The 11780-nt window shown below is 51.5% G+C and carries 11 protein-coding genes; all 11 read right to left on the reverse strand.

The genetic code is table 11. From position 1 onward, the window contains the following. A partial coding sequence (locus Q2B33_RS20320; protein WP_300914206.1) for an NAD(P)-dependent oxidoreductase occupies window positions 1–516 on the reverse strand: 516 nt, incomplete at its 3' end. Next, window positions 513–1244 (reverse strand): 2-C-methyl-D-erythritol 4-phosphate cytidylyltransferase, encoded by a 732-nt coding sequence (locus tag Q2B33_RS20325; protein WP_300784602.1) that lies wholly within the window; start codon window positions 1242–1244, stop codon window positions 513–515. The genes Q2B33_RS20320 and Q2B33_RS20325, both read right to left, overlap by 4 nt. 311 nt (window positions 1245–1555) lie before the next feature. Next, window positions 1556–3103, reverse strand: coding sequence for an AAA family ATPase (locus tag Q2B33_RS20330; RefSeq protein ID WP_300784600.1), 1548 nt, complete (start codon window positions 3101–3103; stop codon window positions 1556–1558). Between the two features lie 155 nt (window positions 3104–3258). After that, window positions 3259–3999 carry a glycerophosphodiester phosphodiesterase family protein gene (locus Q2B33_RS20335; RefSeq protein ID WP_300784598.1) on the reverse strand — a complete coding sequence of 247 codons (741 nt, stop codon included), beginning with the start codon at window positions 3997–3999 and terminating at the stop codon, window positions 3259–3261. Window positions 4000–4118: 119 nt separating this feature from the next. Then, window positions 4119–4949, reverse strand: coding sequence for a hypothetical protein (locus Q2B33_RS20340; protein WP_300784596.1), 831 nt, complete (start codon window positions 4947–4949; stop codon window positions 4119–4121). Between the two features lies 1 nt (window position 4950). Further along, window positions 4951–5349, reverse strand: a complete 399-nt coding sequence (locus tag Q2B33_RS20345) for a hypothetical protein (RefSeq protein ID WP_300784594.1) — start codon at window positions 5347–5349, stop codon at window positions 4951–4953. A gap of 3 nt (window positions 5350–5352) precedes the next feature. Continuing rightward, window positions 5353–5682 carry a hypothetical protein gene (locus tag Q2B33_RS20350; RefSeq protein ID WP_300914208.1) on the reverse strand — a complete coding sequence of 110 codons (330 nt, stop codon included), beginning with the start codon at window positions 5680–5682 and terminating at the stop codon, window positions 5353–5355. Between the two features lie 307 nt (window positions 5683–5989). Beyond that, window positions 5990–7324 (reverse strand): Gfo/Idh/MocA family oxidoreductase, encoded by a 1335-nt coding sequence (locus Q2B33_RS20355; RefSeq protein ID WP_300784590.1) that lies wholly within the window; start codon window positions 7322–7324, stop codon window positions 5990–5992. An 85-nt stretch (window positions 7325–7409) separates the two neighbouring features. Next, complete coding sequence (locus Q2B33_RS20360; RefSeq protein WP_300791543.1) at window positions 7410–10157, reverse strand: hypothetical protein; 2748 nt, start codon at window positions 10155–10157, stop codon at window positions 7410–7412. Window positions 10158–10310: 153 nt separating this feature from the next. Then, a complete protein-coding gene (locus Q2B33_RS20365) occupies window positions 10311–10856 on the reverse strand; it encodes a Uma2 family endonuclease (RefSeq protein WP_300785251.1) in 546 nt (181 codons plus the stop codon). Window positions 10857–11105: 249 nt separating this feature from the next. Continuing rightward, window positions 11106–11780 (reverse strand): hypothetical protein (locus Q2B33_RS20370; RefSeq protein ID WP_300822971.1); only part of this gene is annotated, 675 nt, incomplete at its 5' end.

The following is an 11780-nucleotide window of genomic DNA, read 5'->3' on the forward strand; positions in this document are numbered from 1 at the left end:
TTCAACGGTAGATACATAAAGAACCTTCTCGCTTTTCTTCTCTTTGGCAAGCTCCAGTACGTTCCGCGTCCCCTGTAGATGCCCCCAGAGCGTATCCACCGGCTCATTCGTGAAATCCATTGGGCTGGCCGCCCCTGCCGTGTGAAAAATGTAATGCACAGCTCCGTCCCATCTAATCGGTTCCGTGATGTCCTGTACCAGTGCATGGACATTGGGCAGTTTTAAGGATTCACCGAACACTCTCTCCAGCTTCTTCCCATTTCTTGCCAGCGCGATAATCGTGACATTAAGGTTCCAGTCAATATCAGCTTTGCTCACAGCCTCTACAAGATACATTCCAAGCCTTCCGGTAGCTCCCGTGACCAGAACCGTCTTATTTCTGAACCTCTCCCAGTCTATGGGGTTATTCATTATGATATCTATATCCCTCTGTTCCACCATGGTCTCACTCCTCACGTTGTCCCCCGCTGATTTTGCTTTCCGATCGAATCCCGCAATATCGCCTGTTTCTATCACAGGCCGAACACGAATTTGTTTTCCTCCAGCTCCAGCATGGCCTTTAAAAAGTAATAATCTTCCGGCGTGGTGATTTTCAGGTTCACGCCCTGTTCTTTCACCAAATGAACCTCGCCCCCCGCCCGGGCGTACACCATGGCGGCATCCAGCAGGGGAACAGAGCCGCTCTCCGACAGCTCCGTCTTCTCATATGCATCCAGAATCCTGCCCAGCCGGAACGTCTGGGGCGATGTCATGGAATAGGTATCTTCCCGCTTCTTGAAATCTTCCATGCCGGCATCTTCCGCATCCGTTATCACCACAGTCTCCGTCACCGGGTGCACCGTGACGGCACAGCCATGCTGCCGGGCAATGCGTATGTTCTCGTGAAGGATGGACAAATCCACCAGCGGCCTTACGCCGTCATGTATCACTACGATATCATCCTCTTTCCCGCCCTCTTCCACCACTGTTTCCAGCCCTTTCTGTAAGCTGCTCTGCCTGTCGCTGCCCCCCACGATTACCTTGCCCGCCTTGCTGATGCGGTATAGCGCGATAAGGCTGTTCATGTGCTCCACGTAGCTTCCATGGCTGACGACGATTATGCTGTCGATTTCCCTGCACTCTTCAAATTTTTCCAGTGTATAGACAATAATGGGCTTGCCCATCAGTTTCAGAAACTGCTTGGGCAGTCCACTGTTGCGCATACGCTGGCCTACCCCGGCGGCAAGTATGATTGCATAATTCACTGTATCAGTCTCCGTTCTGCCTTTGTTATGTACCCTTCCTTAACCGGCTCGTTCTTATATAATAAAATATATATACCTTAAAATAAACTTATTAAAAAACCTACCACCGCACAAGCAGCAATAGGTTCCGTCTCATTTCCTTGCTTCCCTGCAATCTCATTCCGCTTCCCTGCCGCAATATTTAATTAACGTTCACTCCTTCCACAGGACAATACCGCACCATCCTAATTCCTATATCGGCCTTTTGTCCCAAATCCTTTACCTCTGCCTAAATGGAATTTATTTCCCCAATATCCAAACATCTTTCCCGCTCACACTACTGCTTCCACCAAAACCCGCTCCCCTAGCTGTATCTCCTTCACTCCGACTTCCTTCTTTTTGTTAAAATCAAAACTCAGCAAATACCCTCTCTCCAACCGGTAAGCCTCCAGATACTCCAGCAACTGCCTCTCGCCCCGTTCATGGTAGGCATTTCCACGCCAGATTTTCAGTTCCACCACATACTGCTCTCCCAGATAATCTACGATGACGTCCGTGCGCCCCTCATCCCGCGTCCTGGCTTCCACATAATAATTCCCTGTCCCGTTTATAATGGGCTTTAAATAGAACAGGAAAAATTTCCGTCCCGATTTTTCCAGAAAGCTTTCCTCATTGGCTCCATACAATTCTGTGAAATGTACGCAAAACCGTTCCAATATCCGCTTCATATCCAGCCGTCCGTTACGGATGAACTGTGCCTTATCTCTGGATCCTTCCGTATATATGGCACTGTGGATCCGTTCCTCCGATACGAACAGATTATACAGCCGGGTCTCAAAGATGCGGTTGGACACCATGACTTTCCCCTCACATTCTTTGATATACCCGAACATGCTGGCAATATCCAATATCTCGTCATCCGTATTGTACGGGAAGGACTGCCCCTCATACAAGAGTTCATACAGCATCCTGCGCAGATTCGGATAATCGGACAGCTTTTTGCGAAGGTCATCAAAGAGCGTATTGGATTCTGTCAAGAGCAGGCGCAGCGCCTCCTGGAACCCCTCTCCGTTCCAGGCCGCGCTTCTGTCCGGAAATTTTTCTGTCCCTGCCACCTTTTCATCCAAAAGCTTGCACAGACGGCTTACCAGGAAAGGATATCCGGAGGTGTAGTCATACAGCATCTGTGCCATGGCCGGGATATCCATTCCAACACAATAGTCCCTCTGATATACCTCCAGCATTCCTGCGATATCCGCTCTGGTGAACTCCATGCTGACATCGAAATCCGCCGCGATATTCCATGGACTGTTGTACTGATGCGCCTCCTGGGGGCGCATCTTCAGTTTCAGGTTCTTGATATCGTACACGCTGGCCAGAATTACAGATTGGAATGTAGGGCGTTCCGGCCTTTTGAGATACTTATCCCGAAACATACCTAAAAGCTCCATGAACGCGCTGTAATTTGCCGCTCTGTCCACCTCATCTATCAGCAGCACCACTGCTTTTTCGGAAGCAGCACAAAGCCGTGAAACCAGCTTTGACAGTTTCAGGACAGACAGCTTTTCCCCTGCACAGGAGCTTATCGCCTCACTAATCAGCTGCCTCGCTGCTTCAGGAACCTGCTTTGTTTCCCCATACTCTATATTGTCCCGGAACAACTCCAGAAGCGTATATGCCAAAGCCTCTGCTGACATAAAGGGGGTTTCGCCAATCCCCTCAAAGCTGACAGAAAACACTATATAACAGTCCTCCAGCCGTCCTTTTAAGAGGGAGAGCATGGTCGTCTTGCCGTACTGCCGCCCTCTGTTGACGCAGAAATAATCCCCCTGCTCCACCATCTGTTCCAGCTGCGCCAGCTGTCTTTCCATATTTACCATGTAATGCCGCTCCGGATGGCATCGACCTGCGGTATTGAACTGTTTTCCCAACTACGCTCCCCCCTTTATATACTGTTTCAGCCATGGAGACTTACTGTTTTTACCCTGCCGCTTAGCCGGAAAGCCTGAAGAACCTACGAAACTCTTTCCGATTCTCAATAATCCAGTCCAGTGCAGTACGCCTCCGGCTCATTCAAAAACACATCCGTAATCCCCTTCCTCTCCAGCGCCGCCAGATCCAGCCTGTTCCCTGTAGGCTTCTCCGGATACAGCCGTCCTCCGCCCCAGGCCCGCACCCTGAAGCCCGGAAACTTCTCAGGGGGAAGGTCTATCCCGTACATGCTCGGATGCAGGTCATCGGCGCCGCAGCCGCCCTTCAGCTTGTACAGGCAGTCCGATATCTTGCCGTCCAGCATGCCGATCCGTGCCTCGGGCTCCAGCCTGCGGACTTTCTCCAGAGACAACGCGCTGAAGGAGGAATAGACGATATGCTCCTGCAGCCCTCTCTCCCGAATCAGTCCGATAATCTTCTCCTCCATGCCCTCATAGGGAAGTATGCTGTTCTTCAGCTCGATATTGATCTGCAAGCCCTCTCTCAGCCGCGGCTCCAGAAGATCCAGCACCTCTTCCATGGTGGGAATCCGCTCTACCCGTCCTTCTCCTGCGTCTATCCTCAGCTTCTTCAGCTCCGCCAGCGTAAAATCGTAGAGCATCCCCCTTCCGTCCGTGGTTCTGTCCACCTTCTCGTCATGGCATACCGCCAGGTATCCGTCCTTCGTCAGCTGGATATCCAGCTCGATTCCCGTCAGCCCTTTGAGCTCCGCCGCCTTCTCAAAGGCCAGCAGCGTGTTCTCCGGATACATCAGGCTGCATCCCCTGTGTGCCCATATTTTCATAAAAATCTTCCTCCTCCCTCACGCCAATCTCTTTCTTCTTATGTCAGCACCCCTTCCTCAGAAACTTTCTGGACGTCCGTTTCGCCCACATCGTATGCATACTTTCATTTTACCATATATCATTCCTCAGTTGAAGCAGAAAATAATTCCGGCATACGGCTACTCTGCATATTATATATATCTTCTCTGCCTATCAACATAAACTCTGCTTTGCAACTTTCATCCTGTTCTTCCAGATATCTCTTTTGAGCCTTTAAGTGTTCCATTGTATCCGCACTGACCAACCCAACCTGATAATTTTGAATCCCATTAACATCCAAAGCTTTCTTTAGTTCCATAAAAAATCTGTAATTCTCATTCCTAAACCTTTCGGGATTGATTTTGCATTCATAAAATTCACCATATTTCGCATTATCGTCCCAACCTGCAATATCTATCGTTTCTTTATGAGAAGCACTTCCCTCTCCGTATAGTGCTATGACACGGCGGCTATTGATATAAATCTGGCATCCCGTGCAAAATCTTTTCTCAGTATACCTTTTTTCCACAGCGGCCACTACAATCTCTTCAAACAAGAGCCCCCGATATTGTCCTAAGCGCTTATCCGGATATCTCATACCTTTTTGCCAATACTGCTTCTCATTAAATGCCTTGATTTTTCTTCCAAATTCATCGTCAACGACATTCCAGTAAAAATCCTCTATCAAATTCGTCAAATTGCAATACATATGTAACATGGCCTTATCATTTTTGTCCAGTCTATACTCGTTCAGTTTTAGAGCTTTTTTCACATCAGATACAAGCCGCGCACTATACGTATGGAATATATTTAATATCTCGCACACAATACAGATAAACTGCGGACGAATCACCGTCAATTCCGCCACGGGTCTGACAATTTCTTCCACACCGTAATACTCTTCATCGACATGCCTAAATGTAATTATCATCTTACTGCGCTTTCTCCAGTGTTTTCATTACATCAATCGTTGGTATCATAATAGGTTTCAGAAGCATTTTTGAAGATACCGTATAAAAATCCTCTCTGACATAAGACCATAGAATCCGTATCCCTTGGACTTCCATAAAATTTATGGCAGCCTCTTCGTCTGTTATTTCTTCCTGGAACTTGAAAATGCCCACCTTTTTCTCTTCAATGGAAAAATCATCATTACATACTTTTATTTCAATTGTGGATTTCCCGGTACTTTTATCAATCACTTCTCCCTTTACGCTGGCAGATATGGAAAATTCCTGTCGCACCTCACTGGAGTACTTCTCTGCCTGAATGCTTAAAGTTTCCACTTGCTCCAATTGGACAGGAAATGTAGCGATTTCTTTGATATTCATCTTTCAACCTCCTAAAAAATAAGGAACCTTTGCAAAGGTTCCCTTGTTATTGAACTTATATTCTATGCCTCTTTCGCAGTCATCCGCCTCGCTTGCATACTCTCCTATCAGCATCTTCTCTTCGCGCATGAACTCTCGGGCAAATTGCCCTGGAATAGAGAACAGTTGATCAATCAAAGTTATGGTATCCTCACTGGCACATGATAATAAAAAAGTATATAACTCTATAAAACTATCCAGTTTATCACTAGCACCATTATTCAATTGTTCCACCGTTCCAAGAATTAAAAGATACCCTTCCTTCTCAAGCCAACGGCACAATTCACCTACCATATAGCTTTCTCTCGATTCAATAGGGTGGCTCAAATACTTCTCACATAAATCCGCTGTCCTTTTTTCATAACAGCTCCAAAAAGCATACAGGCGTTCACTACAGTCTAGCTGCTTCCTTACTATACTTTCCATTAATTTAACGTTTTTCACTTGTTTTCCCTATCTTGATTTTAACAATATAATGCCCCACAGGACTCTGCTTTATCCTAAAAGCAAAATTCTATAGAACTTTTTTCTAGTATATGTTTCCTTTTTCTTATGTTAACACAATCTTTTTGCGTAGTCAACAAACACTTTCGCCTTTTACCTACCGTCCCACCTGCCGGAGGAACCCCTCCATCATCCCCGCCAGCGCCACCGACTCCCCTCTCGTCAGCTTAAAATTATGCTTCTCCGCGCCGTTGATCATGGACAGGAAATCGCTGATCTCATACCGCAGCCCGTCCCCCAGGAAGATTTCCGAATACTTCTGCACATCCCCCGGATTCTCGTGGTGCACCTCGAAATAAGTGGTCTTCCACCAGGGCGCCTCCGCCACGATGTACCCCTTTGTGCCCGCGATTAGAAGCCGCCCCTCCGACTTGACTCCCAGGCCGCAGGTAGCCGTGGCCACCCCGTTGGGATACTTCAAAGAGACCTTCGTGAACAGATCCAGGCCGTTCTCCCCCTTGAGGGACTCAAAGCGGATCTCCTCATAATCCCTCCCAAGCAGCTTCAGGATCGGCAGCATGCAGTAGCTCCCCAGCTCCGTGAAGCTCCCCCCGTACTTTCTGTCCGTCAGCTCCCTGGTGTCCACGGCCTCCAGCTTCGTAAAGCATGCCTCCACATTCCGGATGCTGCCTATGCTGCCGCTGCAGGCGATCCCCAGCAGCTTTTGGAACCCCGGACAGTACGCCGTCTTGATTCCCTCGAAGAGGATCAGCCCCCGCTCCTTCGCACACCGGAACAATTCCTCCGCCTGGCCTCGCTCCAGCACCATGGGCTTCTCGCAGAGCACATGCTTCCCATGCGCCAGAGCCGCTTTGATATATCCATAGTGGGTCTCGTGGGGCGATGCCACATACACCACATCCACCGTCTCGAAGAATTCTTCCAAGTCCCCATAGGCCTCGATTTCCCACCTTTCGGCGAACCTGGCCGCGCTGTCACGGTGAGGGTTATACACCCCCTGGGCGCTGATGCCGCTGACCAGCTTCGCCTCCGGCATGAACCTGGCCGCAATCCTGCCCGTCCCTATGATGCCCACTCTCTGGATATGGCTGTTCTGCTCCCGCAGCATGGTGCTGGAGATGTTCTTTGTCCGCTCCAGGTATACTACTTTGCAGTAGTCTTTCAGATAGTCGAAGCAGCCCGTCCAGTCGGATCCCACGGTGAAGATGTCGATGCCCAGCCTTTTGATATCGTTGAACTTCTGCCCCTCCGTCTCCTCTATGATGATTTCATCCGCGAAGCCTGTTTTCTTGATGTTCTCGATCCGGGTCACCAGGGAATCCACTACATTCAGCTTCCCTCTGGTCTTGTCGTAGGCTTCCGTGGTCACCCCCACTATCAGATAATCCCCCAGGGCTTTCGCCCTTTTCAGCAGGCGGTAATGCCCTTCATGAAAGAGGTCGAATGTCCCATACGTAATCACCTTTGTCACGATATCTCTCCTTGTCCTGTTCTTGCCAGCTTCCTTTTTCTGTCCTGTGACTTCTTTTTGCTGTTCTAAAGCTTTCCGCTAGGATTCATTGTGTCAATTCATCTTTGATAAATCCGTGCACCTTCTCCCCGCATGTCCCGTCATAATTGGCCGCAATCTTCTCATAATCCCGCAGCTGCCGCTCTCTGTGGAAAGCAGCCCCTGTCACATTCCCGTCCAGAAAATCCGTCAGGCTATTGAAAGCATCTTCTTTACAGGCATACTGCAGCCATTCCGACTGTTCCCAGAATCCGGCGGTCTGGGCCCGCAGCTCCTTCGTGTCAAAATCCACAGAGACCTCCCGGCATTCCCCGGTCTCCAGTCTTACGTCATAGAATTTACGGTCAAGCACTGAAAAATAACGGCAGTCCCACTGTGTGCCCATCCCAGTCCCGGAACCATCCTCCGGCTCACAGTGCAATGGGCTCCCCATTGGAGCCGCTCCATTCCCGCCGCTCCCTCCAATCGCATAATAGGGAAGAAAATTTCCCTTTGCCCCGGCCAGAAAGTACCCGTTCTTCTCCCGGTCCAATGCCGGAAAAGGCGGCTTCCACTCCCGCATCTCTCCCGTCTCCCTGTCAAGCCGCAGGAACATGTTCCCCCAGTAAGGCGACAGGAATACATACTTGCCGCTGAACGCAGCCTGGCTGAAAGGCCGCTCTACGGTCTCATACCCCCTGGGCAGCTCCCTGCAGAAGAATCCCTCCGGGACATCGGCATACACCTCAGCCTTTCCGTTCCCCGGATTCCATCTCGTAATCTTCGTCCCGGAATAAGGCAGCAGCCACATATCCGTCCCGTCATATGCCATGGCGATGCAGCCTCCGGAATCTTCCACCTCCGTGGTCAGCAGTCCCGCCTTTCCGCTTTCGCTGTGGATTGCCAGGATCCGATTGTCCACCGGGGAGGCCAACAGCAGATACTCCCCCCATACGCAGCTTCCGCCTACCCGCCATTTCCCGTCCGTATAGTCCACGAAGACTTCATTGCCGCCATTGATGTAATCCACCTTGTCCCGCACCGTATCGTACCGCACGATGTCCGGATAGCGCATGGGCACCAGAAAGAGATATTGCCCGATATTCCATGCCATGGAAAAGGCGCCGTACTGCTCCAACTGGTGCTCCAGGGGAATACGCCGCTGCACCTTCCCCTCTCCCACCACCAGGATATCCTGGGCATTGCCCGGGCACACATACACTTTCCCGTCTATCTCCAGAGCCCTGATGTAATAGCCTGCGGCGGCATATTCCGATAAGTCGCAATAGAAGCGATAATGATAATCATTCTCGGGCGACCGGTAAAGCTTATTCCCCTGGGTGATCGTCCATCTGTCCTGCCCGTCTATCTGGAATCCTCTGACAATCTCCCCCCGCCAGTCATCCTCCTCCGGAGCCGTGTTTATATTGTTGTTAAAGATGAACAGGGGCTTCCCCGCTATGCCGAACAGCGAAGTCACCGAGGTAGCCTCATCTCCCAGATAAGCGTCACAGTGGGAGATGGTCTCCGTGATATCCGGCGTATCGTCATAGATTCCCAGACGCATCTCAGTGAACATCCGCTTCAGTTCATCGTAAGCCGGCCTGTACTCCGGCCTTAAAGAATCCATGGTGGACTCCAGCAGCGGGTGGGGCCGCCACATCAGGCAGGCATCTTCCCTCCCCTGAAAGCACCGGAACACATAGGCCATCTTTTCCAAAAACCTGGCCGTATCCCCCAGCAGCCCGTTGATGCTGGTATTGTAGAAGTAAACCTTTCTTCCCCGCATCCTCTCCGCCCAGCTTTCCGGCACAGGCCCCGGCTGGGCGCACATCCGAATGGCCCTGTCGAATTTCGGCGATCCAAAAGGCAGGAATTTTTCATCCGCCAGTTCGGGGGCAAAGAACTTCCGGTATTTCTCCGCCTGTATGACAATGTAATCCGCATAATAGTACGCCAGGCATCTCTCCTGGGCTTCAGCCATCCCTCCGGTCGTTGTATAATAAGGTATATATACCAATTTGTCAATATATTTCTTCAGCTCCGCCGAATAGAACCTGGGATCCACCGTGGTGACATAATTTCCCTGGTCATAGGGGTTATGGATATACGCCGCATCCGGTCTGCGCTCCTCCAGCCGATATGTCTCATAGTAGGTCACCGGCACATAAGGCGGGAAATCATTCCCTTCATAGTGCCAGGCGCCCAACGTGCCGTCCCGGTTCCGGTCATAATAGGGAATGGGCACTACATAGGCATCGCAGTCCGGATCCGCGTCCGCCGCCAGCCAGACGCTCTCCAACGAATCCCACATGGAAGCCTTGTAGGGGAAAAACGCCACTTCCAGGCGCACCTTGATGTCATGGCGGATGCTGCTCTCGATGCGCAGCAGAGCGCTTCGGAGCTTTTTATAAGCCTTGCCGCCATTCGCAAGGCTCTTGCCCGCTGCCTGTACAGGCGGCTGCCTGTCTGCGGCATCGGCCAGTACGCTTCCGGTGCCGCCCTGTATGCTTCCATCCTCATCGGCAGGCTCCCCGGCCCCCGTCTCAATCCGCCCCCCTGTCTCCTGTCCCAGCTCCCCGTAAATCCCATAGACAAGCTCACAATAGGACTCCAGCAGCTGAATCGTCGGAGCCCCGTCCCCCTCAGTCGCCTCAATCAGGCTGCCCATCTGGATAGCGCCCTCCTGGCACTGGGCCAGCAAATCCATGGCTGCCGCCGGATTCTTTTTTTCGATTTGCTTCTTTATCTCCTCATGCGCCTGGCCCAGAAGTTCGACGAACTCCTGAACCTGTTTCTTCTGCTCCCGCCTCATGCGCGCTCTCTCCTGTCTGCTCTATCTCATTCCTGTCCGCCCGGATATTCCAGGACACCTTAGGAACCCTCCAGAAATAACTCTTCAAGAGTTATTTCTGGTTCCGGCTAATTGCGAAGCAATTTGCAGGAATTGTCAAAAATAATCAATTCCTTATTCCAACAGTTTCCCCACATTAATATCCAAATTCTTATAAATCCCCACCACAATGTCCGCTTCAAAAGGAAATACAATCGGCGCGACGTCCTCCTCGAACCGATATACAGTGGTGCGCCTTTTCAGCGAATCCACAATCCAATATTCCCGCACGCCCGCTTCGGAATACAGGGATGTCTTCATCGTATAATCCATCTTCCTGCTGGAGGGCGAGACCACCTCAATGACAAAATCCGGTGCGCCTTCGCAGCCCCGCTCCGACAGCTTCTCCTTATCACAAATCACACTGATATCCGGTTCCACCCATTTTCTGTCATCCGCATTCAGATTCACCGCAAAGGGCGCGGGGATGACCTCACAACCGCCGCCATTGGCCTTTACATGATTCATCAGCCTATTGTGAAGTTCGCTGACCAGCTTCTGATGCACAAAACCAGGGGGCGCCATATCATAAAACTGCCCATCAATCAGTTCCGCCCGCTCCCCCTCCGGCAATTTCCAGTAATCCTCTGCTGTATAAATCTTTTGGTCATGCTGTATCATGCCTGCCTCCATTTCCCTTCAATATCCTCTCGGGATCTCCAGGCCACATATTACACGGCTTTCAAAAACTCCTTTGGAGCGGTTCCCCCACCTTTCCGGGTGCCCTCCTGCCGCAATGCCTGACTCTACTTTCTGAAATTCCGAGAGCCTATTTCAGACTACCGCCCGGCAGCCCGCCTCCTCTGCCTTCAAACTGCCTCGCCTTCGAACCGCCTCCCCACAGCCCACCTCGTCCGCTTCCGCCATCCGTCAGCTCAGCCGCTCAATAATCTCCCGTATCTCTCTGTCCTCCGGCAGCAGAGCCTCCAGCTGCTTCGCCACGGCCAGCGCAGCCTGATACTGCCCCGCGTCCATAAAGGCACGCAGCCTCATCTTGATCTGCCTGGCCAGCACCTGGAACTCCCCTGCCGCCTGGCGGGACTCCCTGGTCTGGCGCTTCAGCCGCGCGTTGATCCACAGCAGATAGGGCTTCATCACATTGGTGAATCCCGGCAGAATCTTCCTGATTGCCTTGATTGTCTCCACCGCCTCGCCGTATTTCTCATCCTCTGTCTGCCGTAACAGATCCTCAACCAGATAAGCCCCCTGGTACTCCTCCGGGAGCATATCCCTGGCCTGGGCTACAGTCTCCGGTCTGTACATCCTATCGCACAATTCCTTCTGGCAGGCCGCATATTCCTTCAGGCTGTCCCTGATAGACCCAAATGCATCCTCCGCATCCCGACCCATCAGCCATTCATCCGCATCAGCCTGCCCCTTCAGGGACATGGCGTCTTCCCCGGCCTCCGCCTTGGAAGAAACCTCCAGCTTCTCCAGCTTCCCGGCAGCCCTGACCGCGCCGGAAAGACCGTAAATCCCCCTCCAGGCCAGCAGGCGCGCATCCTCTCCCGGCAGGATCGCCTTAAACCGCCCGTTCCACCAGTC

The organism is uncultured Acetatifactor sp. (genome assembly GCF_948601915.1).
GTDB lineage: Bacteria > Bacillota > Clostridia > Lachnospirales > Lachnospiraceae > Acetatifactor.

Excerpts from the sequence above, each read along its gene's own strand:
- Q2B33_RS20330 (WP_300784600.1), bottom strand. The coding sequence starts at position 3,103 with ATGGTAAATATGGAAAGACAGCTGGCGCAGCTGGAACAGATGGTGGAG.
- Q2B33_RS20335 (WP_300784598.1), bottom strand. The coding sequence starts at position 3,999 with ATGAAAATATGGGCACACAGGGGATGCAGCCTGATGTATCCGGAGAAC.
- Q2B33_RS20340 (WP_300784596.1), bottom strand. The coding sequence starts at position 4,949 with ATGATAATTACATTTAGGCATGTCGATGAAGAGTATTACGGTGTGGAA.
- Q2B33_RS20345 (WP_300784594.1), bottom strand. The coding sequence starts at position 5,349 with ATGAATATCAAAGAAATCGCTACATTTCCTGTCCAATTGGAGCAAGTG.
- Q2B33_RS20350 (WP_300914208.1), bottom strand. The coding sequence starts at position 5,682 with ATGGTAGGTGAATTGTGCCGTTGGCTTGAGAAGGAAGGGTATCTTTTA.
- Q2B33_RS20360 (WP_300791543.1), bottom strand. The coding sequence starts at position 10,157 with ATGAGGCGGGAGCAGAAGAAACAGGTTCAGGAGTTCGTCGAACTTCTG.
- Q2B33_RS20365 (WP_300785251.1), bottom strand. The coding sequence starts at position 10,856 with ATGATACAGCATGACCAAAAGATTTATACAGCAGAGGATTACTGGAAA.